We start from the raw sequence: 25,330 nt of genomic DNA, 5'->3' as shown, positions 1-25,330 counted from the left end.
TCGCGCACGGCGGTCTTTCATCACCCAGCGCGTCGGTCGACACGTGATGGCATCGGCCCACCTGCCGAACTCGATCGAACGGCTCGTCGAACGAACGCAGCGCGTCGCGAGGGGGCTGGCGGCGTCGGTCTCGAGCCCCGACGGCGGGCGTCTCCGGCCGACGGGAACCGGCGGGCTGCTCGGCGTCCTCGCGAGCCTCGCAGTGAGCGTCGCGGCCGCCCCGGTGCTGGGCGACTCCGTCAGAGTCCGCTGGAGCGTCGGCACCTACTACGGACCCGAGTACGCCCCGACAATCCTCGCGCTGGCCGCGTTCCCCGTGCTCGTGGCGCTGACGGACATCGGACTGTCGGCGCTCGGACGGGTGCTCGAGCGCGCCGCCGACGGCGAGTCTCCGACGACCTCGAGGTTCGACCGCGTCCGCGGACCCTACGAGCGATGTGCGCTGGCAACCCTGATGGCGCTCCTGCTTTTACAGGTCGCGTTCGTCGTGGCGAACCTCCGGTGGGGGTGAGTGACGCTTATTTGAAAGCGGATTTGGAATATCTGCCTCTCATCTTGCGGAGAACGAAAATATGGTATTCTGTACCTATCTATGATTTGTCGATAGCACGCTCGACGGCTTCGGCCACGCTCATCGCCTTCTCCCCGAGGTCTTCGGATACGAGCCCGTCGTCGACGGCTCCCTCGAGTTCGTCCGCGTCCACGATCTCGACCGTCCCGTCGCCGCGCCGGATCACGTCGACGTAGAGATCGACGTACCGGACGGTGTCCGGAAAGAGCTCGACCGGCGTACAGACGTTGACGTAGGTCCCCTTCGAGGTGCCGTCGGCGGCCTTGTACGTCGTCGGATACCACCAGCGGCCCTCGCGGAACTTCGTCACAGCCACGTCGCCCTCCTCTTTGGGCGTGCCGAGCGCGTCGTAGCTGCCGCCGCCGCGCATCGAGCGCTCGAGGGTGACCTTCCCCTCGGGGTCCCAGTCGGTCACCTCGCCCCGCCCCAGCGAAATGAGCCGGCCGTCGGGTTTGCCGTGGCCGATCTCGAGGCGGTCGCCGCGTTCGGGGCCGAACTGGCGGGCCACTGCGGCAAACGGGAACTCGCCGTCGCCGACGCCAGTGTCACTGACCGAGCCACAGACCGCCTCGGCGAAGTCGACCGCCGCGCTCGCGGCCCGGTCGGCCGCCTTCGTTCGGTGGTGTCCCGGCATCGTCGTCTCAACGCGACGCCGAACGTCGTCTAAGGCGACTCTGGACTCGCGGCCGAACCAGCACCACTCCGTTCGACGGAGCGCGGCCAGCAGTGCCGGCTCGCCGGGCTCATCCGGCGCGTCAGCGACCGCGTCCTCGAGCGCCCGCGCCCGATCCGCGGCGGTCTCGAGGGCGGTCCCCATCGCCTTGAGATCTGCGTCGGCCGCGGCGTGCTGCCAGCGGATTCCCCAGCCGTCGGGCACCTCGGCGGAGAGCAGGTCGGTCATGCCGACGAGTTCCTCGGCGCGCTCGCCGCGCAGCGCCGCCGAGACGCCGCTTCGGTCACGCGAGAGGGTACAGAGCCCACCCTGGACCTCGAGCGCCGGCGCGACGCGCGGTCGGTCGTCGTCCCACGGCGGCGCGGGCTCGCGGACCTGCACGCGATAGCGGTTCCCTTCGTCGACGTAGCCGTCGACGTCGTCGTAGTTGAGAAAGCCGCGGCGACCGTCGCCCAGGTCGACGACGGCACCGCTGCCGCCGCCGGCCTCGAGCACCTCGGCGTCGAAGACCGCTCCTCGAGGGGCGTCGGCCGTCCAGCGGAACGTATCGATGGCGAGTGTCTCGAGTTCGTCGGTGATTGTCTCGACCGCGTCGGGCTCGCCCGAGGTCCCGACGCCCTGACGGTCGCGGGTCGTCTCGATCGAGACGTCGGCCGGGACGGCCTCGAACGAGCGGTCGAACCGTTCCCGGATCGGATCCGAGGCCTGTACGACTTCATACCCGGCCGCAGCCAGCAGCCGGGTGATGGCCGTCGTGTAGATGCCGCGAACGCGAGCCGTCGTCATCGGTCGCCCTCCGTGGTCCGGTGCTCATCGCGGCCTCGTCGCCGATCGCTCGAGCGCGATCGCACTGCGTCCTCGAACACGGCGATCACCGCAGCGTCTCGCGGTCGGCTGCGAACCGCACTCGATCGTTGATCGTCGGCCCGAGGGAGAGCTCGACCGATCCGTCGTCTAAAATCCGGCCGTCCTCGACGTAGACGCCCCACGTGTCGAACCGGAGCCAGCCGCGCATCTCGTCGCCGTGGGTCGTGATGTCTGCGTCGTCGACGGTGTGCTCGGGATAGTCCGAACGCGAGTGGGCCATGTCCATGTCGGAGTAGACGGTGTCGTGCTCCTCGAAGAAGTCCTCCAGCGCCGCCGCGTCTCGCTTGACGGCCTCGACGACCGCCTCGGAGGCGGCCCGGAGGTCGTCCGTCTCGAGGCCGACGTCGCGAAGCGCTCGCTGGGTCCGCTGGTCGAAGTGCATACGCGTCGGTTAGCGCGGCAGGCCTTTGTGGATTCCGAGTCTGAGACGAGCGTCGCGCCCGGCGCGTCGAAACGGTGCATCGGGCACACGAACGGCGCTATGGGCTGGTCTCGAGTCACCGCTTGCCGAACCTATACCGGTCGGGCGCTCGTACGGACGACCATGCAGCGCAGGCGCGATCCGATCGAACGTGCCGAGGAGCGAAACGGCGACGGATCGACGGACCTCTACGACGTCTCAACGTGGGAGGCGCGATCGGCCGCCGATCTGCTCGCGTACGCGATCTACACCGCGGTCAGCTACGGGTTTCGGGCGCTCGTCCTGTTGATCGCGATCGCGATCACGCTCGTCCTGCTGGTCTCGCCGGCCGCGGTCGTCGTGCGAGATCCGTTCGTCGCCGCCTTCTTCGCGCTCTCGGTCGTCCCTGCAGGGCTACTCGCGGGGTATATCTGGTACGCCGACGTCACGACGAACGAACCGCTCTGGCTGCTCGTCGTGACCTTCCTGCTCTCGGTGCTGTTCGCGACGTTCGCGGCGGTCATCAACTCGGTCACCGCGACGCTGCTCGGCATCGGCGGCACCGCCCTCTTTTTCTACCTGATCGTCGGCCCCGTCGAGGAGACGGTGAAACTACTCGCCGTTCAGGTCTTCGCCTATCAGAAGGACAGTTTCGACGCCGTCATCGACGGCGCGGTCTATGGAGCCGTCGCCGGACTTGGCTTCGCGGCCATCGAGAACGCGCTCTATATCAGCCGCGTCATCGGCGAGGCGAATCCCGAGACCAGCATCCTCGTCACCGCCAGCGGGATCACGACGGTCCGGGCGCTGACCGGTCCCGGACACGTCATCTACTCCGCGATCGCGGGCTACTACCTCGGGCTGGCGAAGTTCAACCCCGACGACGCCGGTCCGATCGTTCTCAAGGGGCTGCTTGTGGCGGCGTTCGTCCACGGCACGTACAACGTCACGGTCGGTATCGTCCCTGGCCTCATCGCGACCGCGCTCCCGACGATCGGCTACGGCCTCGCGTTCGTCGGCTACGTGATCGTCTACGACGCCGCGATCGGCTACTACCTCTACCGGAAACTCTCGCGATACCGACGCACATACCGCGCCGTCAGGGACGACGCCGAGAGCGTTTCGCCGCCGGAGTTAACGGAGTTCGACCCGCCGCAGCGCTAAAACGGCGTCAGTCCTCGAATCGCGCCTCGAGCAGCCGTTCGACGTACTTCGCGAGCACGTCGACCTCGAGGTGGACCGGATCGCCGGGTTCTTTCGCCGAGAGCGTGGTCAGGTCGTACGTCGTCGGAACGATCGCGACAGTCACCCGACCGCGCTCGGTGTCGAGATCGGCGACGGTTAGACTGATGCCGTCGAGCGTGATCGACCCCTTCTCGACGACGTAGCGCTCGTACCCCTCGGGCAGGTCGAACTCGAAGAACCAGTCTTCGTCGACCGATTCGATAGCCGTCACGGTCGCGACCGCGTCGACGTGGCCCTGCACGACGTGGCCGTCGAAGCGGCCGTCGGCCGGCATTGCCCGTTCGAGGTTGACCGAAGCGCCAGCGTCGAGTTCGCCGAGAGACGTCCGCTCGACGGTCTCGGTCGCCAGAAAGACCTCGAACCACTCGCCTTCCGAATACCGCTCGACCGTGAGACACGCGCCGCTGACGCTGATACTCTGGCCGTGTTCGAGCCCCGTCGCGACATCGTCGGCCCCGATCCGCAGGCGGAGGCCGTCGTCGGTCCGCTCTCGAGCGACGATCTCGCCGATCTCCTCGACGATCCCCGTAAACATACCTACAGGTGGCGGGCGACGGGGGAAAGCCGTTCCGGGTCCGGGCAACGCGTTCCGGATCCGTCGTATCGGTGGCGAGGTTCTCGAGCGGTCGATCGACACCGCCGCGCCACCCGTCGTCCTTTTGTCGGTACCCGACCTATCCCAGCCCGATGGCCGGTATCATCGACACGATCAAACTCGCGGGAACCCTCGTCTTCGCGATTCCCGCCGGACTCGCCGGACTCCAGTTGCTGGTCGCGGGACAGACGACGTTCGGCGCGACGCTGGTCGCGCTCGCGATCGGGCTCGTCGCCGTCCAACACTGGCTCACGCTCCCGACGGATGTCCCCGAGCACCTGGCCAAGCAGGTCGTCGGAACGGTCGCGAAAGAGCCGGAGCCCGACTCGGACGACGACCGATAACGACCGGGCGAAAACCGGCCACCCAGCCTACTCCTCGAGTATCGCCGCCGGCTCGAGCGACTGCGACGGAGCCGCGAGCCAGTCCGGGCGCTCGCCCTCGTCGTTGACCGCCACGACGTCCGCGATCCGGAGCCACGTCTCGTCATCGACGCGTGCGGCCACGTCGAGGCGGGCCACGGTCCCGGCGTCGAGCGTGTCGCCGCCGTCGATCGGCCGCTCGCTCGGCTCGAGTCCGACGCCGGTGACGCGCGTCTCGACCGCATCGCCGTCGCCGAAACCGAACGAGCGTACCTCCGCCTCGAGATCGGCAGCAACGGCGGTCACGGACTCCGCGCCGGCGGTCAGCATCGACCGTGCGGAGCGAAACGACTGGGTGACGGCGACGTGAGCCCGGCGCTCCCGACCGCCGTCGGGATCGACGACGAGCGTCCGGACGAGGCCTCCGTAGTAACCCGCCGGCTCTCGCGGCGTCGTCTCGAGAACGATCGGGTCACCGGGTCGGAGCACGGTATCGTCGCGGTCCGCGTCGGAGCGAGGGTCGACGGCAGTGTTGCCGTCGGGGAACGCGCCCGCGGCGACGACGGCCTCGTCGATGGCGATCCGCAATCGAGCCCGCGTCAGGGGGACGGGATCGGCATCGTTCCCTTCGCCGCTGTCGCCGGGGATCGCGAGTCGCCCGTCGACGACCGTCGCGTCGGCCAGCAGCGATGCGGCCTGCCGGATTCCGGCGCCGGCAGCCTGCTGGGCGGCCGCGATGCGTTCGCGCTCGCCGCCCGTTTTCGCGGCCCGCGCCCGCTCTATGGCGTCCGTCGAGGCGAGATCGAACCCTCTGTTCTCGAGGTAGAGCGCCGCGTCGTGGGGGATGTGCGCTGGGGCCAGAAGGGTCCCCTCGCGGCCGCGCTCTGTGAGGGCGGCGGCGAGCCGATCGGCGGGATGGCCCCCCGATTCGTCGGCCGTCGACCGGACGAGCCACTCGCGCTCGACGCCGTCGTAGGCAACGGCGGTGAGCGATCCGGTAGCTCGCGATCCTCGTCGGAGCGCCGATCCGACGGCGGTGTGGACGGTCGACGGCGTCCGACAGCAGTACTGCACGATGGGATCGCGGTCGGTGCCGACGTGGACGAACGCCGTCGCTTCACGGTCATCGAGCGTCGCCGAGAGGACGGTGGTCGCGCGGTCGCGGCGTTCGGGAGCGACCTCGTCGGCGTCGGTATCGGCGGCCACACGACCGCGGTCGGTCCGATCGGTCACGGCGCTTCGGCTTCGACCTCGTCGGCGTCGGACTCCGCATCGGGCTCTTGGGCCTGCTCGATCAGTTCCTCGAGCGTCGAGTCGGTCAGGCGGTTCTCGAGCAGGACGTCGACCGGGAGCGTTGGCGCGCCGTCGACGAGGTTCTCGAGCAAGAAGAGGCGCTCGCGGGCTCGAGACATGCCGACATAGAAGACGCGGCGCTCGTTGTCGGTCAGGACGGGAACGGGCGACGTGGTCTTGGTAAACTCCTCGCAGCCGGGGATGTCCTCGGGGTCGTCGACGGTGGCGACCATCTGCTCGACGACCTTCTCGGTGAGATCGGTGCCGACGAAGACGTGGTCGGCCTCGCGACCCTTCGCCGAGTGGATGGTCCCAACGCGGACGCGGTCGGTGTCCGTCCCCTGATACTCGCCGATCGCGAAGTAGGATCGGACGCTCTTCTTCTGGAAGTTAGTGACTTTCCGGAGCATGTCCGACGCCGAGGCGGGACCGGGCATGAAGGGAGCGTGGTCTTCGACGACCGACGCGGGGATCATGAGGTCCTCGAGGTCGTCGATGCCGGCCTCCTCCTGGCGCTCATCGATCTCGTCGAAGAGCGCGTCGCGCTCGTTGGTGCCAAACGCCGACTCCTGGAGCATGTCCGCGAGTCGGCGGGCCTGCAATCCGGTGACGTCCTCGCCCGCGTCGACCGCCTCGACTGCGCGGACGTACTGGGTGAGTCGGTCGGTCCACATCCGCTGGTCGGTCAGCGAGGTGAAGGGGACGCCCTCGGTGATGAACTCGTCGATGAACTGGAACATCTGGTAGCGGGCCCGGAACAACACCATGATGGTACCGTCGCCCTGGGCGAGGGTGCGACGGACCATCCGGACGACGTCGAGCATCGAGGCGTTCGTTCGCGCCTCTACGGCGCCGCCTTCCTTGCGGGGCTTGAGGTCCTTGTCCTGGCGCTGGTCGATGTGACGAATTTCCTTGTTGACCGCGTTGAGAACGTTCGACGGCAGGCGATACGAGTTAGGAAGGATGATGTCTTCGTCGACCTCCTCCTCAAGCAAGAGCGCGGGATCGGCCCCCTGCCAGGAGTAGACGACCTGATCGTCGTCGCCGGCGATCAGGACCTGCTCCATGTAGGGTTTCCACTCCTCGTAGACGTCGTACTGGAGGGTGGTGATGTCCTGGAACTCGTCGATCACGAGGTAGTCGACGCTCGGCAGTAGTGAGCGCTGTTTGACGCGCTCTAACATGTCGGCGAAGCCGATTTTCCCCTCTTCGCCCTTGTAGGTGCGCCAGCCGCGGATCGCCTCGGGAACGTCGATCCGGTCGTCGTCGCTCGGCCAGGTCGGCGTGTACTTGTTCCCCTCCTGGGCGTTCGGGTCGATTTCGGGCGGGAGGCGGACCTCTTCCTCGTCCCACTGAAACGGGACGTCGTACCAGTCGGAGACGTCGCGGCTGGTCCGCTGGAGCCACTGGCTGGTCGCGATGACCTTGTTGCCGATCGTCGTCGATCGGGCGGTCCGGCGGCCGGCACCCGAATACTCGTCTTCGTACTCGAGTCCGTACTCCTCACAAAAGTCCTCTTTATCGGATTCGCCGATGACGTCGCTTCGAGAGAGGTCGAGTAGCTCGTATGCCTTCGCGTGCATCGTACAGACGTTCCCTTGCAGTGCACGCGGGCTCTCGTCGAGGCGGTCGGCGAGTCGTTCCCGAACCTCCTGTGCTGCCGCACGCGTATACGAAACGACGAGAATGTCCCGGAAGGTAACGCCGTCCTGCTCGAGGATGTCTTCGACGTGGTCGAGAAGGGCCGTGGTCTTGCCGCTTCCCGGACCACCGAACAGGCGGGTGACCGTCGTATCCGTCGTAGCCATTGTACCTGTACAAGAGCGCGACGCCCATAAGTGACGTGGGTCTTCGTCGACAGAAGCCAAACGGCTACGGATCGCGCGGAGAGCGGGCCTCTCGGACGTCAGCACCGTCGCGGATTTTGTCCTGACAGTCCGGGCAGACGCGTGGGTCGTCGACGCCTCGTGGCGTAAATACCCGAGCGTACGCGTCGGTGACGAATCCGCCGCAGTTCTGGCATTTCGGCATAGGTATTCTCAGTTACTGATAGTCGGTAATACATTATAATTGTACCGAATCTCCAGTGATAAAAACAGATGGGCGACCGCGACGAACGCGACCGACGGCGATGGCAGAATGGAACGCAACGTGGGCGGGAGGCCCGAAACGTGGCGTTACGACGTGGGTTCCCACCCGCAGACGGTACAAGCACTCGCTGACGTGTCGTGGAGTCCGCCACACTCCGGACACTGCTTCTTGTTATACTCCCGTTCCCACCCTACTTGTTCGACCGAATGACCGCGGTCGGACAGAAATTGATCGATGACGTCGTCACCGGCATCCGTGGGTGAGGTTGCCATAATCGTGTGAATGGGTGCCACAGTATTAAATCGTTGGGTGGGTGAAGATACTGCCTCCAAGTCGGTCGAACGGTCCGACTCGGCGACGGAGATCCGACCCGCGGACTTTTGCCGATCTCGGCCCAATCGAGACGTATGAGCGATCTTCGCCTCGACACGACTCAACTCGACCGCTACTCGAGACACGTCATCATGGACGAGATTGGCCCCGAAGGGCAACAGCGCCTGCTCGAGGGATCGGTCCTGATCGTCGGTGCAGGTGGACTGGGTTCACCGGCGATCCAGTACCTCGCCGCGGCCGGCGTCGGTCGGCTGGGAATCGCCGACGACGACGTCGTCGAGCGCTCGAACCTCCAACGCCAGATCGTCCACGGAGACGCGGATGTCGGCCGCCCGAAAGTCGAGAGCGCGGCCGACTACGTCGAGCGGCTGAATCCGGACATCGAGGTCGAGACCTACGAGACTCGCGTCACCGCAGACACCGCCGAAGAGCTGGTCGCGGGTTACGACGTGGTCCTCGACGCCAGCGACAACTTCGCCACGCGCTACCTGCTCAACGACCACTGCGTGCTCACCGAGACGCCGCTCTCCCACGGCGCGATCTACCGGTTCGAGGGGCAGGTGACGACGTTCACGAACGAGCGCGGTGGCGACGAATCGCCGCCGTGTTACCGCTGTCTCTTCCCCGAAGCGCCCGAACCCGGCACCGTCCCCGACTGCGCCACGACGGGCGTCCTCGGGGTCCTCCCCGGCACCGTCGGCTGCATCCAAGCCACCGAGGTCGTCAAGTACCTGCTCGAGAACGGCGACCTGCTCGAGGGGCGACTCCTGATGTACGATGCGATGGACATGAGCTTCGAGGAAGTGCCGATGCAGTCGAACCCGGCCTGTCCGGTTTGTGGGGACGATCCGGAGATCGAGTCCGTCGGCGATGTGGCCTACGAGGGAACCTGCGAGATTTCGGCGGACTGAACACCACCGTGAAGACGGCCAATTCGTCGGGCCGAGCGTCGACGCGACGACCGTTACGGCGTGCCGACGTGCCGGTGTCTGCCGTTCAGATAGACGACCGACGAGAGCCAGAGCGCGACGATGAATCCGTACACGCCGTCTCCCGACGGGTTCGCCGACTGCAGGACCGTCGCTCCCAGATAGACGAGCGCGTACGCGGCAAGCGGCACGCCGACGTACGCCCAGTGATTCGGCACCCAGTCGCGCCTCACTTTTCGAAGGGCGACCGCGTCCTCGAAGAGCGCGACGGCGGCGACGACGGAGAACGGAACGAGCACGAACAGCGCCAGAACAGAGAGGGCGAATCCGGCATCGCCGTCGGGCCGGACGCCGAACACGGAGAGCAACACCGCCGGGGCGAAGAGACAGTACGCGGCAACGTACCGCCACCAGCCAGCGGCATCACCGTCTGGCTCTTCGCCCGCTCGCAACGCCGTCCGAGCCCGATCGACCCGGTCGACCACCCAGTCGCCCACGTAGGCACCGAACGCCCCAATCAGGGCGAACAGCCCGACGCCGATCGAGACGGCGATCGGGATCAGGAGGACAGCGATCACGGCCCACCATGTTGACAGGGACCGTGCGAGGGGGAGCATGTGAGCGACCGCCCAGAGCACTGCGGGGACAGATCCGGCGATTCCGGTGACGATCCCTGCTCTGTGGCTCGCGGCCGGTCGCTTACCGTAACGATACCCCTCGAGCGGGCCGACATCGCCGTTCTCGGCCGAGCGATCGGCGTAGTGGAGGCCGGTAAGCAGGCCGGCGACGAAGACGGCCGTCCCCGAAACTGAAGTCGGCGCGGACTCCCACGAGAGGACGACGGTGAACGGAATCGACGCGACTCCGAGGAGGAGCGCCGCGCGAAAGCGCTCGTCGGTCAGCTCCGCGACGATAGTGCGAATTGGAGACATCGTAGTCGCTCACTCGCCATTACACGGCGCTCACTGAAGTTGTTGTAGATCCAACTAGTCGTCATCCGACATGGCCGCATTCTCGAGTGCGTCGGACTGACCGTTCTGGGTCGACCCAAAGCGATGCACGCCCGACCGAACGACGGCGGGTGACTCCAGAACGCCGGCCAGTGCGACGCACGAAGCGAACGCGGTCGTTCCGAGTTTGCCGCCTGCGCCGACCAGCACGGGGGAGACCGCGAGAAAGACGAGGCCACAGAGGAAGCCGGCTCCGGCGATCTGCCATATCGATGCTAACCGCTCGGCACTCGACATCCCGACGAACGAGGCACAGAAGGAAACGACGGCCAGCGTCGATCCCAGCGCTGGCACGGCGAGGGGGAAGCCGACGCCGGCAACGACACCGACCGCCGCGGAGGCGACGACCGCACTCGCGCCGGCGCGAGTGCGGAGGCCGACCGTCGCAACCGCAGCGACGACCGCCGTCGGAACGATCACCGGGGCGAGTCCCCACTCGAGCGCACCACCGGCGGCGAAGTCAGAGCCCGTCAACGCGGTCGTCGAAGCGCAGCCAAAGAGCGCGAGCGTCCCGTATTTCCCGCCGAAACCGCCGAACGATTGCGCCGTAGCGACGAACGCGAGACCGGCGATGAGTCCCGCCAGCGCGACCGACTCGAACGACGGAAATACCGCCGGTGAAACCATCCCGACGAACGACCCGCAGTAGACCGGGCCGTCGATCCGCGGCGCGGCGCGGCCGACGACCAGACCGACGAGCGCGGAAGCGAGTACTGGGCCGAGACCGGCGTCGACGCTCAGCACGTACGTGACGATGGCACCGGCCGCGACTGCGAGCGCGTCGACGGCGTCCGCTCGATCGAAGCTGGGCGCATCGAACGGCGCGAGCCGGCGACGCTCCGTCGCAGCGACGACGGTTCCGGCGAGAACGATTCCGAGCGGAACAACACCCGTTCCGAGCAGCGGGTTCGCCGGTGCGCGAGCGGCACTGAAGAGCAACGCGGCGGGCGTCACCAGCAATGCGACGTATCCAGCCACCTGAACCCGACCGTACACGGCACCTCCTCGTCGGAGGGGAACCGAGAGAGTTACGATTCGAGACCTGTCAGCTCCGTAGAAGCCCGCCGTCGATCGGCACCTCGGCCCCGTTGACGAAACTCGAGCGCGGACTCGAGAGAAAGGCCACGACGTCGCCGAGTTCGCGGGGTTCGCCGATGCGCTCCATCGGAATCTCGCTGGCCATCGCTTCCAGTCCCGCCTCGTAGTCGTCGTGCGTGCCGCGCTCGACGCCGGCCTCGACGAGTTCCTCGATCCGGGCCGTCTCGATCGTCCCCGGGAGGACCGCGTTGGCCCGGATCTCGGGGGCGAACTCCCGCGAGACCGTCTTGACGAGGCCGATTACCCCCCGACGAACCGAATTCGAGAGCAGGAGGCCGTCCGCGACCTCTCGGACCGTTCGCGAGGTGATGCAGGTGATCGTCCCGTACTCGGAGTCGAGCAAGTCCTCGTAGCTCTCCTCGATCGTCCAGACGACGCTCATCACCAGCAGGTCGTAGGCCTGGTACCAGTCCTGTTCGTCTGTCTCGAGGAAGGTTGTACTCGGCGGGCCGCCCGAGGAGGTGACGAGGTGATCGAGCCCGCCAAAGGCGTCGACCGTCTCGCGGACGAGGTGTGACACGTCGTCGGGATCGGTCAGATCCGCCTGTACGGCGAGGACATCGCCCGATCCCGTCTCGACGAGTTCATCGCGAGCCGATTCGAGCCGTTGTTCGTCGCGGCCGCAGATCGCGACGTTTGCACCCTCCTCGGCGAGCGCCTGCGCGCTCGCAAAGCCGAGCCCGCTCGAGGCGGCGGTGACCAGTGCCGAATTACCGTCCAGATCGAACTCCATACGGGGGCCGACGCTGGGAACATACAAATCACCCGGGGAATCGGCAGACGCCCCAGAGACAGCGGCGGTCACGCATCAGAGAGGCACGTCGATCGGCGCAGGTGTGGGGCTGATGACCGCGCTCGTCTCCGGAGTGGCCGTCTATGAAACAGCAACGTCCGACTGACCGGTACTGACAGCACCACGGAGAGTTAGCGGCGACGAAGCCACGTCCGCGGATCAGTCCTGATGGCGGACGCGGACCATCCCTTCTGACGTGACGCCGACGATCAGCGGCGTCGACACCTGCCGACCGGAGACGGCCGACCCCGCGGCGTCGCTGACGACTTTCATCAGATCCGGCGCGGTGTGGTCGACCTTGACGCCGGCCTCATCACAGGCGTCATAGACCATCTGTGGCACGTCGTAGAGGTCGGTCCCGGCCGGAACGCGGACGCGAACCGGCGCGCGAAGCGCCTCCGCGAACGCGACCGTCTCGCGGGCTTTCGCTACGTTTTCGCGAGCGCTAGACTCGATCGAGGAGACGTTCGCTCGCGAGGTACCCAGTCCTTGGGCGATGTCAGCCTGCGAGACGCCGCGTTCACGTAAGGCGAGGACCTGCGCTTGGCGGTGAGTCAGTACGCTCGTCTCGGCCTCGAAGCCGATCTCCTCGAGGAGTTCCTCGATGTCGTCGATCACGCACCCCTCACCCCCATACCGCAGGTTCGCACGCGCATGACAGGGGCTAGAACTGGTGGGATCAAAGCTTCCACGGTCTCGGCACCGACCGTCGTCGACCCGCGTTCGTAGCGAACCACGGGGCCGGCGGGTGCGGATGCTCGGGGACTATCGGCGAGAACAACGACGAAAAGCGATTAGTCTGCCGACTGGCCGGCCGCGACCGGATCGGGATCGGAGTCGGTCGGGGACCCAAGCACGGACTCGTAGGCCCGGCGCACCGCCGAGCGGGCGAACCGAACGACGTTTGCAGGACCGTCGTGGGGACCGGGCGAGCGATAGCAGACGATCAGCGACCACATGGTCGCGACGCCGAGCGAGCCGGCCGCCGAGAAAGACATTCCCATCGTCGCGTACGTGAACGCGTAAATCGCTCCGATCGTCATCGATGGAACGCTCGAGCCGAGGGGGATTCGAGCCGTCGCATCGCGTACCGTCGGCGCGAGGAATGCGATCGAGAGGGCGCTACCGGCGAGGAAGACGAAGTCTTGCCACATCGTACTAAACCATAACTCGCCTTCGAGTAAAAACTTCTCGGTATCACACGGCCGCCGAAGCGAGAACCGATCGGCGAAGTGACGGATGTCGCCTCAGCGGTGTCAGTACTCGAGGGCCCAGCGGTTCGCATCGGTCGCGGCGAGTCTATCGGCGACGCCGTCGGCCAGCCGATACTCCGTTCCGTCGCGGACGACGGTGTCCGCCCGCTCTAGGTGCTCGAGATGCGCGTACGATTCGCCCGGGCCGTGGAGGATGTGAATTCCGTCAAGATCGCCGAACAAGTCGGCACTGACCGTCCACGTGTCACAGGGCCCGTTACGATCGAGAGCGTCGAGGACGCGCCAAGAGCGCTCCTCGTGGTGATCGATGATGTGCTGGGCGCGGTCAGCGGGGTCGTCGATCGGATCGCGGTGGCCCGGCCACGCGCGGTCATACTCGGCCTCGACGATTCCTCGCAACGCCCGGAGATACTTCTCGAGCGGCCGGTCGACCCGAACGTCCGCGCCGCCGACGTTGGGCGTGTAGACGGGCAACAGCGCGTCGCCGGAGAAAACCTGCCGTTCGCCGTCGATCGCCGCCTCGAACATGCTGAGGCCGGCCGCGTGCCCGGACGTATGAATGACCTCGAGTTCGGTGTCGCCGACCGCGAACGTCTCGCCGTCCTCGAATGGGGTGACGGTCGGCGGTTCGACCGTCGTCTCGCCGTCGGTCATCCGCTCGAGCAGGACCTCCTGTCGGTCTTCGGGCATCCCCCACTCCTCGAAGTAGTGTTTCTGCCGATCGTACATCGCCGTCCAGGCGTCCTCATCCCCCTCGATCAGCGCCGCGTCGGCAGCGTGAGCGTACACGTCGGCCCCGCTCTCGGCCTGAATCTCGCCGGCCAGCCCGCAGTGGTCGTGGTGCCAGTGAGTGAGGAAGATACGGTCGACATCGGCGAACGCGAGGCCACGCTCGGAAAGCGCCGCCTCGAGTTGTTCGCGGGTTGTAGCCATCCAGTCGCCGGTGTCGATCAGGACCGTTTCCGCACCCGCTGTAAACAGATAGGCGTTGTTGTCTCCCTCGAACGCCGAATTCGATAACGAGATTCGTTCCATGGACCCACATCACATGGGTAGCGAGAAAACGTTGTCTGAAGCGGAACGTCACGAGCGGCGGAACCGGCCGTACGAAGTGACGCAATAGCCGCGCAAAAACCGGGCGCAAAACGCGATGGCAGGAGACTCGAGCGCGAACGCTGCCGCTGACTGTCCACTGCGGGGCAGGTTAGGAGCCCCAGAAGTTCTCGCGGCTACCGAGGCGCTCTCGTGCCGGGCCGTCGTCATCGTCCGAGTCGCCGTCGTCTTCGGCGTCGACCACGCCAGTCGGTTCCTCGGTTTCGTCCTCGTCGGGTTCCATCGGGAGGAGTTCTAGTTCCTCCGCGCGAGCGTGATTGCTGTGAACTTGCGTAATCTCGACTCGAGCGCGAGCGTCCGGCAGGACGCCGTCGACCATTACGATGAACCCGTCCTCGGTCCGGCCGACGCCGGCACCGCTTTCGTGCATATCGACGACGTCGATGATGACCTCCTCGCCGGGTTTGACCGGCTGCGTTTTGAGGTCCTCGATCGGCTGGCTGTAGTGGTTACACCACTCCTTACCACCCCGGTCACCGTAGTGTTGACACCCCATTCCCGAGATCCGTTCGGAGAAGCTCGGACAGTCATCGGCGAGTGGACAGTCTGCCATGCTCCGTACTACTAGCGGTGGCGTTAAACCGTTTCCGTCTTCCGTATTCCGAACGCGTTTTCGTGAAACGCTGGTAGCGAATGTCGGCCGAATCGACACCGACCGTAACGTCGATAAAATAATAGCCGAAATGTGGTAACTGAACGACTTCTCCGGGACGCTGCGTTTCGAAAAGGTTTACGGTATGGGCGTTGCAGTGAGATATGATGAAAATTCTCGTTACGGTCAAAGAGGTGGCGACCGTCGAAGACGAGTTCGAAATTCAGGGCACCGATATCGCGGACCAGTATCTCGGAGCCGATCTTAACGAGTGGGACGATTACGCCATCGAGGAGGCTGTCCAGCTCCAAGAGGACGGTATCGCTGACGAGGTCGTGACCGTCACGATCGGTCCCGAAGACTGCGAACAGACCATCCGGCAGGCGCTGGCGAAGGGCGCCGACCGCGCCATCCGCGTCTGGGACGACTCCCTCGAGGGCGTCGACCTACTGGACGTCGGCGCGAAGACCGAGATTCTGAGCGCCGTCGTCGAAGCCGAGGATCCCGACCTCGTACTCAGCGGCGTCCAGGCCGGCGACGACAGCTTCGCCGCGACCGGCGTCTCCGTCGCCGAGAACATCGGCTACCAGTGGGGTGCCGTCGTCAACCACCTCGAGCACGACCTCGACGACGGGGTCGCCTCGGTTCGCCGTGAACTCGAGGGCGGCGTCGAGGAGCTGACCGAGATCGAGTTGCCGGCGGTGCTGACGATTCAGACGGGGATCAACGAACCTCGCTACGCCAGCCTCCGGGGTATCCGACAGGCCCAGCGCAAGGAACTCGACGTCCAGAGCCTCGCCGACATCGGCGTCGACGAGAGCGCCGTCGAGGGCGACCTCGAGCTGACGGAGATGTACGAACCCGAAAGCGAGAGCGACGTCACCGTCTGGGAAGGCAGCGCCGACGAGACCGCATCGGAGCTCGGTGAACTGCTCCGCGACAAGGGGGTGGCACAATGAGCGACGTCCTCGCGGTCGCAGACCACCGCCGCGGCGAACTGCGCGACGTCAGTTACGAACTCATCACTGCCGGCCGCGACCTCGTCGACGAGACCGGCGGCGACCTCCATCTGGCCGTCATCAGCGGCACCGTCGACGAGTTCGCCGAGAAGCTCGACCGCGACGGCGTCGACACCATCCACACCGTCGACCACGGCGAGGAGTTCAACCACGACGTCTACGCGCAAGCGGTCACCCAGCTCTACGACGAACTCGCGCCCCAGTACGTCCTGACCCCGAACAGCGTCAACGGCCTCGACTACGCCCCCGCCATCGCCACCGAACTCGACCTCCCGATCGTCACCGACACGGTCGGCCTCGAGACCGACGGCGAGACGCTCGTCGCGACCCGCGAGATGTACGGCGGCAAGGTCGAAACTACCACCGAACTCTCCGGCGACGCAATCGTCACGATCCGCGGTGCCGAGTGGCCCGCTGCGGAGGGCACCGGCGACGCCGCAATCGAAGCCGCCGACGCCGACATCGACGAGGACGCGATCGGCTCGACGGTGACCGGCTTCGAGGAGGTCGGCGGCGGCGACGTCGACATCAGCGAAGCGGACCTGCTGGTCTCGATCGGCCGCGGGATCGAGGAAGAGGAGAACCTCGACCTGATTCGCGATCTCGCCGACGCGTTGGACGCGACGCTGTCCTCGTCTCGTCCGATCGTCGACAACGGCTGGCTCCCGAAAAACCGGCAGGTCGGCCAGTCCGGGAAGGTCGTCACGCCCGATGTCTACATCGCGATCGGTATCTCCGGGGCGGTCCAGCACGTCGCCGGCATGAAAGGCTCTGACACAATCGTCGCGATCAACACGGACCCCAACGCCCCGATCATGGACATCGCCGACTACGCGATCCACGACGACCTCTTCGACGTCGTCCCCGAACTCATCGACGAGTTCCAATAGTCGGTTCACACGACGGGCGCGACCGTCTCGGATGCGGTTTCTCGCTTTCCACTCTACGTTTCTCTCCACGGTGCTTTCCTCGGTGGCTGCACGGCCGGCGGCTCGTTCCGCTAAAAGCCCCTGCACCTGAAGACCGACCGTGGAACAGACCGTTCGACGGATTACGGTCCTCGAAATCGGTAAGCATCGCTATCTGTTGCACTAAATGTCATAATTGTAGACTATCCGCCATCTCCCTCTTAGGTGGTTCTAACCCCAATTAACATGATGTATAGAGAATAGTTCTCGGAAGTCAGACAGTGAGGTTATATGTTACGAACGAAATGAAACGGTATGTCCTTTAAAACGAATCGCCGAAAGCTACTGTCCGGTTTCGGTGCCGCCGGTCTTGGCGGCCTGGCCGGCTGTCTCAGTTCGGTACCCGGACTTGGCTCGGACGACATCGAGGACGGGGGTAGTGTCGGGGGGACCGACCGAACGCTCAAACTCGGCATCATGCAGCCATTGAGCGGCAGACTCGAGACGGTCGGGAACGGGATGCGAAACGCTGCAGAGCTTCCGATCAAGCAGGTCGAAGACAACGTTCCGCTCGAAATCGACTACGATGTCGCCGACACGGAGACGTCTTCGGCCGTCGGCGTCCAGCGGGCCCTCGACCTCGTCGACTCGGGGTATCCGATGGTCAACGGGCCGGCGGCGTCAGACGTGACGCTACAGGCGACCCAGCAGGTGCTCATCCCGTACCGAACCGTCTGCTGTTCGCCCGGTGCAACCACGCCGACGATCACGTCGCTCAACGACGCCGGCCTCGTCTTCCGGACCGCGCTGTCAGACCGGATGCAGGCGGTCGTTCTCGCCGACAAAGCGGCGAACGATCTCGGCCACGACAGCGCCGCGATTCTCTACGAGAACAACGACTACGGCTGGCAGTTGGGCCAGGCGTTCACGCGGTCGTTCCAACGGACCCACGGCGGCACGGTCACGTCACAGGTTCCGCTGATGCAGGACCGGGACTCCTACGACACGGCCATCGAAAAGGCCAGGACGGGCGATCCCGGTCTGTTCCTCGTGATCGGGTATCCGACGACCGGCGGCCAGGTCCTCGCCGATCTGGGTGCCGACGCACCGGAGGACATCCTCGTTAGCGACGGAATGCAAGAGGGCACCCTCCACGACAAGGTCGGCTACTCGCTCGACGGGATCCGCGGCACCGCGCCGCTGGTCGACGGTCCGGGCAATCAGACGTTCAGTGATCTGTTCAGGTCCGAGTACGACAGCGAGCCGGGCGTCTTCACGCCCCATTCGTACGACGCAAGCGCCGTCTTACTGCTCGCAAACGCCTACGCCGGGCAAAACGACGGCTCGGCCATCGGCAGCGCTATGCAGGTCGTCACGGCCGGAGACGGAACGGAGATCACTCCGGAGAACCTCGCCGAGGGGATCGAACTCGCGGCCAAGGGTAACGACGTCACGTATCAGGGCGCGTCGGGATCGCTCGAGTTCGACGAGAACGGCGACGTGGTCGACGGGGTCATCGAGTACTGGAAGTTCGACGAAAGCGCTACCGGCGGTATCGCCGAGATCGACAGGGTGAATCCGTAATGGTGTCGCTCGCAGATCTGGTACCGTCGTTCGTCCGGCGGCGGTACCTCGTGAAGTTCGTGGTCTCGATCCTCGCCGTCGTGCTCGTAATCGGTGCTGTCGGGGCAGTCAGCTACGCACACATCGACCAGACGGTCCGTGCAGACGCGAACGAACAACTCGAATCGACCGCAGAAACGGACGCCAACGGGATCAGCAACTGGGTCGAGACCATGCGCGTCCAGACCCGGACGGCGTCGGACTCGTCGATCTTGCGGGAGGGCGATCCGCAAGAAATTCAGGCGCAACTCGTCGAGGAACAGGCGCGGATGGACGTCGACGTGCGCGCGATCCATTACGTCGACACCGAGAACAACGAGATCGTCACGAGCACGACCGCGGCCTATCGTGGGGCGTCGTTCGCCGACCTCGAGGAACCGTGGGCCACCGACGGCTTCGAAGACAATCTCGGGCTCGACGAGTCCGTTTGGCACTCCCAGTCGGCCTACGAATCGCCGACCCTCGGCGACAAGGTGATGGCCTTCGCCAGCCCGGTCACCGACCGCGACGACCGGGCCATCGTCATCATCGGTACGCTCGAATACCAGGTTAACCAGCTCCATCAGGAGAACGCGTCCGCGTCGACGGCAATCATCGATGGCAACGGATCGACCGTCTTCAAGGCCGAATCGGCGTCGTTCGACGGCGATTCCGTCGACGAGGATGCGATGGCGGCCGCCCTCGGCGGCCGGCTGACTCGCACTCAAGCCCAAGACGGCGACGTCGTACGGGCGTACGTCCCCGTGAGCAACACGCAGTGGGTTGCGGTGACGAGCGTCCCGACGGACCAAGCCAACGGGGTCGCGTCAGACGTCGAGACGAACGTTATCGCGATGATACTGGCGAGCCTGATTGCGCTCGGAGCCGTCGGCGTCGTCCTCGGTCGACAGACGGTCGGGCCGCTGGCTCGGCTGCGCGATCGGACGACCGAGATGGAAGAGGGGAACCTCGACGTCGATCTCGAAACAGACCGCGTCGACGAGATCGGACGGCTCTACGACGGCTTCGACAGCATGCGTAACTCGCTGCGCGAGCAGATCGAGGCCGCGGAAACCGCCCGCGAGGAGGCCGAGGCGGCCCGCGCCGAGACCGAGTCGATGAACCGTCACCTCGAAGCGAAAGCCGAGGAGTTCAGCGCCGTAATGGATGAATGCGCCGACGGCGACCTGACCCGGCGACTCGAGCCCGAGAGCGAGAGCGAGGCGATGACCGACATCGCCGAGGCGTTCAACGAGATGGTCGCGGACCTCGAGGAGACGACCGGCGACGTCAAGGCCTTCGCGAACGAGGTCGCGGCGGCCAGCGAACAGGTGACTGCCTCCAGCGAAGAGGTTCGCTCGGCCTCTCAGCAGGTCTCCCAGTCGATTCAGGAGATCTCCGACGGTGCCGACCGGCAGAACGAGAACCTCCAGTCGGTCAACCGGGAGATGAACACGCTGTCGACGACGACCGAAGAGATCGCCGCCTCCTCGAACAACGTCGCCGACATCGCCGAGCAGACGGCCGAAACCGGCCGTCTCGGCCGTGAGGCCGCCCAGGAGGCAATCGACGGCATGCACGAGATCGAGATGGAATCGAGCGAAGCCGTCGAGGCCATCCAGGAACTCGAAGAAGAGATGGCACAGATCGACGAGCTCGTCGAATTCATCAGCGAGGTTGCCCGCGAGACGAACATGCTCGCGCTGAACGCGAACATCGAAGCGTCGCGTGGCGACGACGGTGAAGGTGCCGGGTTCGGTGCCGTCGCGACGCAGGTCAAGGAACTGGCCGCGGACACGAAATCGACCGCCGAGGACATCGAACAGCGACTCGAGCGCATCGACGAACAGACCGCCGAGACCGCAACGGAGGTCCAGCGGACCGCCGATCGGATCGCGGAACACGTCGACTCCGTCGAGAACGCCGCCGAGGCGCTCGACGAGATCGCCGACTACGCCGACCGAACCAACGACGGCGTTCAGGAAATCTCCGCGGCGACCGAAGAGCAGGCGGCCTCCACCCAGGAGGTCGTCGCCATGGTCTCGTCGGCGACCGACATCTCCGAATCGACGGCGGCCGAGGCCCAGCGCGTCGCTGCCGCCGCGGAGGAACAGACGTCAGCCCTCTCGGAAGTCTCCAAGAGCGCGAGTTCGCTCGCCGACCAGGCGGCCCACCTGAGCGAGACGCTCGATCACTTCGAGACCGACGAGGTCGCAGACGTGTCAACGGATGAGTACAGCATCGACCACGAGCACGAGTCCTTCGCACTCGACGAGACGGACGTCGACGGATTCGGCGACGACGGCGTCGACGCAGGCGGCACCGACGCGGCCGAGTCCGAAGGCGAGACGGGCGACGCGGCCGCCGCTGGCTCGGCATCGATCGACGACGGTGTCGACGGCGAGGCGGCCGACGATGCCGATTCGGAACCGGCTGACGAAGACGACGTCGAGTCGAGTGACGACGACCCCTCCGGCGACCGAAACGGGTTCACGTTCAGTCAATTCGGAGAGGAGTAGCCGGGAAGTCGACGAGTTCCGCGAAACCGTCACGTACTTTTCACCCCCGTTCTAAACGCGTGTGATGCAACTGCTGGAGTGCCGACGGGCGCTGATCGAGGAGCGTCTCGTCGAAGTCGTCGAGGGAGTTGAACCCGAGACGCTCTCCGAGGAGGTACGCCACGTCGCGCTCTCTGAGGGGAAGCGCGTCCGGCCGATGGTGACGCTGTTGGCCTGCGAGACGGTCGGCGGGCAGGCCGAGGACGCGGTCGAGTTCGGCGTTGGGATCGAACTCGTCCACACCGCGTCGCTGGTCGTCGACGATATTATCGACCGCTCGGAACTCCGCCGCGGCACGACCAGCGCCTGGGCCGAGTTCGGCTACGGACCGGCGATTATCACCAGCGACGGCCTGTTGGGTGAGGCGTTCGCGCTCTTTTCTGCCGACCCGGACGCCACCCGCGCCGTCGCCGACGCGATGGTCGAACTCGGCGTCGGCGAAGCGACCGAGCTCTCGGCCGAACCCGCAAACGAGGAGGAGTATATGACCCTCGCCCGGCGCAAAACCGGCGCGCTGTTTCGGGCCGCGGCCGAACTCGGCGCAATCGCTGCTGACTCCGAGCCCGCCACCGTCGATGCACTTGGCGAGTACGCCGAACGCGTCGGCGTCGCCTTCCAGATCAGAGACGACGTCCTCGACGCCGTCGCCGACCCCGAGGAACTCGGCAAACCGACCGGCCACGACGCCGCCTTAGAGCGCCCGTCGGTCGTCCAGGTGACCGAGCTCACCCCCGAGGAAGCAAACGCCCACGCCAGAGCCGAGGCCGACCGGGCGATCGATGCCTTAGAGCGGGTCGAGGTCGCCGACGCCGAGGCCCGGAACTACCTGCTTGAGCTGGCGGAGTTCGTTGTCGAGCGCGAACGATAACTACACTCGCTCGGCCCCGCGCGTTCCGTCATCTCGGTCGGCATCAGAAAATCTGGATTCCGCGACGGCGAAGGCGAGCGTGCTAACGATACCCAGTAGCGTTCCCGCCGTCAGCGCCGCCGCGAGGTAGGTGATGCCGACCCGGTCGAGGAAGAACGCGCTCACCGCGTGGAGGACGAGCGCGATCGAGAGGACGTAGAAGGGGGCGTTGAGATAGCGCCACTCGAGGGTGCCGGCGATGTACTCGTCGGTGATCTGGCCGAGACTGGTCGTGAGGCCAGCGGCGGCGAACCAGTGGATCGAGCCGTAGACCAAGGCGGCGAGCATGACGGGTACCTTGACGTCACCGACGGTCGATCGCTGTACCGACTCGAGGGAATCGAATCCGCTGACGCCGCCGAGGACGAACAGCGCGGCGGCGACGACGTACGCCAGTAACGTCGTCCGGCCGGCGTACAGCGAGCGGCGGCCGCGCTCGACGGCCTCGTCTAGCCGCTCGCCGAGGCCGAGCCCGCGCGAAATGAGATAGAAACCAAGCAGCGCCGATGTCGTCCCGAGAACGAGTCCCGGCGTGTTCAACACGGTGCCGATCAGTGCGAGCGGGTAGATCAACAGGAGAATGCCAAGGGGAATGAGCACCGTGCCACGCGTCTCGGGATCGTTGAGAACCTGCTTGATCGTGTAATACATCGACTCTAAGTTCTGTGCCTGCCGGACGACGACCCGCCGGACGCCGTCGATCGGCACCCGCGAGCGGACGATCGGAATGACCGACTCGTCCTGTGCGCCGTCCGTGACGATGAGCGCGGTGACGTCCTCGGCGGTTGAGAGGCTCGCAAGGACGGTATCGACCTCGTCGCCGACCTCGCGATTGGCGCTGACGTCGCCCTCATCGTTGCCGGTGACGACGGCGACCTCGACGCTCTCGTCGCGTTCGGCAAGGTCGTCGTAGATGTGCAAGCCCTGAAAGATGACGTTGAGGTCCGAGTCCTCCGGGTCTGCGGTCGCGAGGGCGACGGCCGCCTCCTCGACGGGAGCGCGACCGATCACCGGCGTCGAAAAACCGGTCTTGCGGCCGAGGTCGTCGTCGAGGTCGACACAGAGGACCAACAGCATCGGTCGACCGTTCGACCGCGAGGTATTTCCATCTTCTGGGGGAGAGGGAACGCCGCGAACGGGCTTGAGAGTCGCCGAACGGAATCGGCAGGTTGCAGCGACACGGAAGCGATCCGGGAGTCCACTGTTAGTCGGTCGGTCGCGCCGCTTCGAGGCTGGTGACGCCACGGATCTCGAACCGGGCACCGCCGTCCCGGCCGTCACAGGCGCTGACCTGCCAGCCGTGTGCGTCGGCTATTTCGGTGACGATGCCCAGCCCGAGGCCGGTGCCGTCATCGGCCGTCGTGTGCCCGAACTCGAAGATGTCGTCGGTGTCGGGGAGGCCGGAGCCGTCGTCCTCGACGAAGAAGCCGGCGTGCTCGCTCTCGGTATCTAACCGGCCGACGGTTACGGTCACGTCCTCGCCGCCGTGATCGACGGCATCGCCAGCGCAGGAGCCGCACTGACTGCTCGTCGAGCCATGCTCGACGCTGTTCCGAAAGAGGTTCTCGAGGAGTTCCCGGATGCGTCCCTCGTGAGCGGTAATCGTCCCCTCGATAGTCACCACCAGTGTCGCGTCGCCGGTATCGACTCCCGCCCAGGCGATCTCGGCGAGGTCCGCAAGTTCGATGCGCTCGCGGTCGGCGACGGTCCGGCCGTACCGAGCGAGTGCGAGCAGATCGTCGATGAGTTCCTCCATGCGATCGATCGCCCACCGCATCTCGTCGATCGATTCGCTTTCGCACTCCGTCTCGAGCACGTCGAGATGCCCCTGTGCGACGTTGAGCGGATTGCGGAGGTCGTGGCTGACGAGACCGACGAACTTCTCCAGTCGCTCGTTCTGGCGCTCGAGTTCCTCCCGGTACTTGATGCGTTCGGTCACGTTTCGGAACGCGTAGACGGTACCGGCGAACTCGCCGTCCTCGAGGGGAAGCAGCCCCATGTTGACTTCGGTGATACCGCGCTCGCCGTCGTCGTCGACCCACTCTTCCTCGTAGGTGACCCGCTCATCGTCGTTTGCCGAGGAGAGCAGACGCCGCACTCGCTCGAGGTAGGTCTCGAGGGTGGCGTTGGGGAAGTACCCCTCCGTCTGAAGGATTGTGAAATCCGTCCCGACGAGCTCCCTGTCCGAAATGCCGAGATCGTTCGTGAACTCCTCGTTGTGCCAGACGATGTCGCCGTCCTCGTCGATGGCGAGCAGGCCGACCGGCGCGGTTTCGATGATAGCTCGGTACTGGCCGAGTTTTCGAAGACGTTCCTTTCGTTTCGTGATATCACGAATCACGCCGACGGAGCCGGCGTAGTCGCCGGTATCCGTCGTAACGACCGTGATATGCGCTTCGCCGATCCGGGTTTCCCCGTCAGGCCCGTGAATCGTTGCTTCGAACGTGTCTCTGTCCTGCCCATTCCGCTCGTAGAGGCGTTCGATCGCCGTCGTCGCGGTCTCATACGTCGGGTCGCCGATGAACCCGTCGACGTGCCGCCCCTCGATCTGGTCTCGATCGTAGCCGGTGTACTCGAGGAGCGCATCGTTGACGACGACGCAGCGTCCCCGCTCGTCGAGGACGTACATCGGATCGGCAACTCGATCGACGAGCGATCGATAACGGTCGAGTTCGGCCTCGACGGGCGACGCCCACCGACCGCCGACCGTCGCGCCGTCGCCGGCTCGATCGCCTGGGAAGTCACTCTGATCCCGGTCGCGTCCGGTTTCGGATCCGTCTCGACCGACGGCGAGTTCGATGCGACGCGCCAGCAGTTCGGCATCATCGCGTCCGCTCGAGAGCGCGTGGAGATCCGTCGCGCCGGCCGCAATCGCCTCCTCGGCCCCGGTTCCCGATTCGTCGACGCAGGCGATCAGCGGCAGCGACGGGACGCGGTCGCGGACGGTTCGACAGAACTCGATGCCGTCCGGCCCTGCCGCGCCGGTCGATTCCACTCTGATGACGACGCAGTCGATATCGTCTCGCTCGAGACGAGCAACCGCATCGGACGGCGCGGAAAGAGACGTTACGGTGAACGCATCGGATCGGCGGTCGAGTGCCTGCACAGTCGGTTCCCGATCGTCACCGACCCAGAGGACGCGAACGGTGCCTGCCAT

General features: G+C 65.8%; 24 protein-coding genes. 9 read left to right on the top strand and 15 right to left on the bottom strand.

Translation table 11 applies throughout. The annotated features are described in order from the left end of the window. The first annotated feature begins 46 nt into the window (after positions 1-46). Positions 47-511, top strand: coding sequence for a hypothetical protein (locus ACJ70B_RS10695; protein ID WP_408956973.1), 465 nt, complete (start codon positions 47-49; stop codon positions 509-511). 79 nt (positions 512-590) lie between these two features. On the opposite strand, the gene ACJ70B_RS10690 is transcribed toward ACJ70B_RS10695, so the two are convergent. Next, positions 591-2,030, bottom strand: coding sequence for a DUF402 domain-containing protein (locus ACJ70B_RS10690; protein ID WP_408956972.1), 1,440 nt, complete (start codon positions 2,028-2,030; stop codon positions 591-593). An 85-nt stretch (positions 2,031-2,115) separates the two neighbouring features. Further along, positions 2,116-2,493 carry a hypothetical protein gene (locus tag ACJ70B_RS10685; protein ID WP_408956971.1) on the bottom strand — a complete coding sequence of 126 codons (378 nt, stop codon included), beginning with the start codon at positions 2,491-2,493 and terminating at the stop codon, positions 2,116-2,118. A gap of 162 nt (positions 2,494-2,655) precedes the next feature. Here ACJ70B_RS10685 and ACJ70B_RS10680 point away from each other — a divergent pair, with 162 nt between their 5' ends. After that, positions 2,656-3,675 (top strand): PrsW family intramembrane metalloprotease, encoded by a 1,020-nt coding sequence (locus ACJ70B_RS10680; RefSeq protein WP_408956970.1) that lies wholly within the window; start codon positions 2,656-2,658, stop codon positions 3,673-3,675. Positions 3,676-3,682: 7 nt separating this feature from the next. On the opposite strand, the gene ACJ70B_RS10675 is transcribed toward ACJ70B_RS10680, so the two are convergent. Further along, entirely contained in the window at positions 3,683-4,291 is a 609-nt protein-coding gene (locus tag ACJ70B_RS10675) for a riboflavin synthase (RefSeq protein ID WP_408956969.1), read from the bottom strand. 152 nt (positions 4,292-4,443) lie between these two features. Here ACJ70B_RS10675 and ACJ70B_RS10670 point away from each other — a divergent pair, with 152 nt between their 5' ends. Then, a complete protein-coding gene (locus ACJ70B_RS10670) occupies positions 4,444-4,695 on the top strand; it encodes a hypothetical protein (protein WP_408956968.1) in 252 nt (83 codons plus the stop codon). A 27-nt stretch (positions 4,696-4,722) separates the two neighbouring features. On the opposite strand, the gene ACJ70B_RS10665 is transcribed toward ACJ70B_RS10670, so the two are convergent. The 3 genes from ACJ70B_RS10665 to ACJ70B_RS10655 form a co-directional block, all read right to left on the bottom strand. Beyond that, positions 4,723-5,946, bottom strand: a complete 1,224-nt coding sequence (locus tag ACJ70B_RS10665; RefSeq protein ID WP_408956967.1) for a M24 family metallopeptidase — start codon at positions 5,944-5,946, stop codon at positions 4,723-4,725. Further along, complete coding sequence (locus ACJ70B_RS10660; RefSeq protein ID WP_408956966.1) at positions 5,943-7,814, bottom strand: UvrD-helicase domain-containing protein; 1,872 nt, start codon at positions 7,812-7,814, stop codon at positions 5,943-5,945. Before ACJ70B_RS10660 ends, ACJ70B_RS10665 begins: the two co-directional genes overlap by 4 nt. Before the next feature lie 369 nt (positions 7,815-8,183). Next, positions 8,184-8,369 (bottom strand): HVO_0416 family zinc finger protein, encoded by a 186-nt coding sequence (locus ACJ70B_RS10655; RefSeq protein ID WP_408956965.1) that lies wholly within the window; start codon positions 8,367-8,369, stop codon positions 8,184-8,186. Between the two features lie 135 nt (positions 8,370-8,504). Here ACJ70B_RS10655 and ubaA point away from each other — a divergent pair, with 135 nt between their 5' ends. Then, positions 8,505-9,341, top strand: a complete 837-nt coding sequence (gene ubaA / locus ACJ70B_RS10650; RefSeq protein ID WP_408956964.1) for an SAMP-activating enzyme E1 — start codon at positions 8,505-8,507, stop codon at positions 9,339-9,341. A gap of 53 nt (positions 9,342-9,394) precedes the next feature. Here the strand turns inward: ubaA and ACJ70B_RS10645 are convergent, their stop codons facing one another. The 7 genes from ACJ70B_RS10645 to ACJ70B_RS10615 all read right to left on the bottom strand — a co-directional run bounded on the left by ACJ70B_RS10645 (position 9,395) and on the right by ACJ70B_RS10615 (position 15,140). Beyond that, positions 9,395-10,291, bottom strand: a complete 897-nt coding sequence (locus ACJ70B_RS10645) for a DUF5518 domain-containing protein (RefSeq protein WP_408956963.1) — start codon at positions 10,289-10,291, stop codon at positions 9,395-9,397. 54 nt (positions 10,292-10,345) lie between these two features. Next, positions 10,346-11,365: a hypothetical protein gene (locus ACJ70B_RS10640; protein WP_408956962.1), complete on the bottom strand. Its 1,020-nt coding sequence runs from the start codon at positions 11,363-11,365 to the stop codon at positions 10,346-10,348. 49 nt (positions 11,366-11,414) lie between these two features. Beyond that, positions 11,415-12,200 (bottom strand): SDR family oxidoreductase, encoded by a 786-nt coding sequence (locus ACJ70B_RS10635; protein ID WP_408956961.1) that lies wholly within the window; start codon positions 12,198-12,200, stop codon positions 11,415-11,417. Between the two features lie 219 nt (positions 12,201-12,419). After that, positions 12,420-12,878, bottom strand: a complete 459-nt coding sequence (locus ACJ70B_RS10630) for a Tfx family DNA-binding protein (RefSeq protein WP_408956960.1) — start codon at positions 12,876-12,878, stop codon at positions 12,420-12,422. 176 nt (positions 12,879-13,054) lie between these two features. Next, positions 13,055-13,414 carry a hypothetical protein gene (locus ACJ70B_RS10625; RefSeq protein WP_408956959.1) on the bottom strand — a complete coding sequence of 120 codons (360 nt, stop codon included), beginning with the start codon at positions 13,412-13,414 and terminating at the stop codon, positions 13,055-13,057. A gap of 102 nt (positions 13,415-13,516) precedes the next feature. After that, positions 13,517-14,509, bottom strand: coding sequence for an MBL fold metallo-hydrolase (locus ACJ70B_RS10620; RefSeq protein WP_408956958.1), 993 nt, complete (start codon positions 14,507-14,509; stop codon positions 13,517-13,519). Between the two features lie 169 nt (positions 14,510-14,678). Then, entirely contained in the window at positions 14,679-15,140 is a 462-nt protein-coding gene (locus tag ACJ70B_RS10615; RefSeq protein WP_408956957.1) for a TRAM domain-containing protein, read from the bottom strand. A 206-nt stretch (positions 15,141-15,346) separates the two neighbouring features. On the opposite strand from ACJ70B_RS10615, the gene ACJ70B_RS10610 reads away from it, so the two are divergent. The 5 genes from ACJ70B_RS10610 to ACJ70B_RS10590 all read left to right on the top strand — a co-directional run bounded on the left by ACJ70B_RS10610 (position 15,347) and on the right by ACJ70B_RS10590 (position 22,134). Next, positions 15,347-16,138: an electron transfer flavoprotein subunit beta/FixA family protein gene (locus ACJ70B_RS10610; protein WP_408956956.1), complete on the top strand. Its 792-nt coding sequence runs from the start codon at positions 15,347-15,349 to the stop codon at positions 16,136-16,138. After that, entirely contained in the window at positions 16,135-17,088 is a 954-nt protein-coding gene (locus ACJ70B_RS10605) for an electron transfer flavoprotein subunit alpha/FixB family protein (protein WP_408956955.1), read from the top strand. The genes ACJ70B_RS10610 and ACJ70B_RS10605 overlap by 4 nt, the downstream gene beginning before the upstream one ends. Positions 17,089-17,421: 333 nt before the next feature. Next, the gene (locus ACJ70B_RS10600; RefSeq protein ID WP_408956954.1) at positions 17,422-18,690 is read left to right on the top strand and encodes an ABC transporter substrate-binding protein; all 1,269 of its coding nucleotides are present in this window, start codon (positions 17,422-17,424) and stop codon (positions 18,688-18,690) included. Then, complete coding sequence (locus tag ACJ70B_RS10595) at positions 18,690-21,227, top strand: methyl-accepting chemotaxis protein (protein ID WP_408956953.1); 2,538 nt, start codon at positions 18,690-18,692, stop codon at positions 21,225-21,227. Before ACJ70B_RS10600 ends, ACJ70B_RS10595 begins: the two co-directional genes overlap by 1 nt. Positions 21,228-21,291: 64 nt before the next feature. After that, a complete protein-coding gene (locus ACJ70B_RS10590) occupies positions 21,292-22,134 on the top strand; it encodes a polyprenyl synthetase family protein (protein WP_408956952.1) in 843 nt (280 codons plus the stop codon). On the opposite strand, the gene ACJ70B_RS10585 is transcribed toward ACJ70B_RS10590, so the two are convergent. Both ACJ70B_RS10585 and ACJ70B_RS10580 read right to left on the bottom strand, forming a co-directional pair. Next, positions 22,135-23,250, bottom strand: a complete 1,116-nt coding sequence (locus ACJ70B_RS10585; protein WP_408956951.1) for a DUF373 family protein — start codon at positions 23,248-23,250, stop codon at positions 22,135-22,137. 127 nt (positions 23,251-23,377) lie between these two features. After that, entirely contained in the window at positions 23,378-25,330 is a 1,953-nt protein-coding gene (locus tag ACJ70B_RS10580; RefSeq protein WP_408956950.1) for a PAS domain S-box protein, read from the bottom strand.

The organism is Natrinema sp. 74 (assembly GCF_046097095.1).
In the GTDB taxonomy this organism is placed as follows: Archaea; Halobacteriota; Halobacteria; order Halobacteriales; family Natrialbaceae; genus Natrinema.
The sequence above is the reverse complement of the archived record's forward strand: the minus strand, read 5'-3'. Positions and strand labels throughout refer to the sequence as shown.

Bases quoted from the DNA above. Each gene is read 5' to 3' on its own strand.
- ACJ70B_RS10695 (WP_408956973.1), top strand. From the start codon at position 47: ATGGCATCGGCCCACCTGCCGAACTCGATCGAACGGCTCGTCGAACGA.
- ACJ70B_RS10690 (WP_408956972.1), bottom strand. From the start codon at position 2,030: ATGACGACGGCTCGCGTTCGCGGCATCTACACGACGGCCATCACCCGG.
- ACJ70B_RS10685 (WP_408956971.1), bottom strand. From the start codon at position 2,493: ATGCACTTCGACCAGCGGACCCAGCGAGCGCTTCGCGACGTCGGCCTC.
- ACJ70B_RS10680 (WP_408956970.1), top strand. From the start codon at position 2,656: ATGCAGCGCAGGCGCGATCCGATCGAACGTGCCGAGGAGCGAAACGGC.
- ACJ70B_RS10675 (WP_408956969.1), bottom strand. From the start codon at position 4,291: ATGTTTACGGGGATCGTCGAGGAGATCGGCGAGATCGTCGCTCGAGAG.
- ACJ70B_RS10670 (WP_408956968.1), top strand. From the start codon at position 4,444: ATGGCCGGTATCATCGACACGATCAAACTCGCGGGAACCCTCGTCTTC.
- ACJ70B_RS10660 (WP_408956966.1), bottom strand. From the start codon at position 7,814: ATGGCTACGACGGATACGACGGTCACCCGCCTGTTCGGTGGTCCGGGA.
- ACJ70B_RS10655 (WP_408956965.1), bottom strand. From the start codon at position 8,369: ATGGCAACCTCACCCACGGATGCCGGTGACGACGTCATCGATCAATTT.
- ubaA (WP_408956964.1), top strand. From the start codon at position 8,505: ATGAGCGATCTTCGCCTCGACACGACTCAACTCGACCGCTACTCGAGA.
- ACJ70B_RS10645 (WP_408956963.1), bottom strand. From the start codon at position 10,291: ATGTCTCCAATTCGCACTATCGTCGCGGAGCTGACCGACGAGCGCTTT.
- ACJ70B_RS10635 (WP_408956961.1), bottom strand. From the start codon at position 12,200: ATGGAGTTCGATCTGGACGGTAATTCGGCACTGGTCACCGCCGCCTCG.
- ACJ70B_RS10625 (WP_408956959.1), bottom strand. From the start codon at position 13,414: ATGTGGCAAGACTTCGTCTTCCTCGCCGGTAGCGCCCTCTCGATCGCA.
- ACJ70B_RS10620 (WP_408956958.1), bottom strand. From the start codon at position 14,509: ATGGAACGAATCTCGTTATCGAATTCGGCGTTCGAGGGAGACAACAAC.
- ACJ70B_RS10615 (WP_408956957.1), bottom strand. From the start codon at position 15,140: ATGGCAGACTGTCCACTCGCCGATGACTGTCCGAGCTTCTCCGAACGG.
- ACJ70B_RS10610 (WP_408956956.1), top strand. From the start codon at position 15,347: ATGAAAATTCTCGTTACGGTCAAAGAGGTGGCGACCGTCGAAGACGAG.
- ACJ70B_RS10605 (WP_408956955.1), top strand. From the start codon at position 16,135: ATGAGCGACGTCCTCGCGGTCGCAGACCACCGCCGCGGCGAACTGCGC.
- ACJ70B_RS10600 (WP_408956954.1), top strand. From the start codon at position 17,422: ATGTCCTTTAAAACGAATCGCCGAAAGCTACTGTCCGGTTTCGGTGCC.
- ACJ70B_RS10595 (WP_408956953.1), top strand. From the start codon at position 18,690: ATGGTGTCGCTCGCAGATCTGGTACCGTCGTTCGTCCGGCGGCGGTAC.
- ACJ70B_RS10590 (WP_408956952.1), top strand. From the start codon at position 21,292: ATGCAACTGCTGGAGTGCCGACGGGCGCTGATCGAGGAGCGTCTCGTC.
- ACJ70B_RS10585 (WP_408956951.1), bottom strand. From the start codon at position 23,250: ATGCTGTTGGTCCTCTGTGTCGACCTCGACGACGACCTCGGCCGCAAG.
- ACJ70B_RS10580 (WP_408956950.1), bottom strand. From the start codon at position 25,330: ATGGCAGGCACCGTTCGCGTCCTCTGGGTCGGTGACGATCGGGAACCG.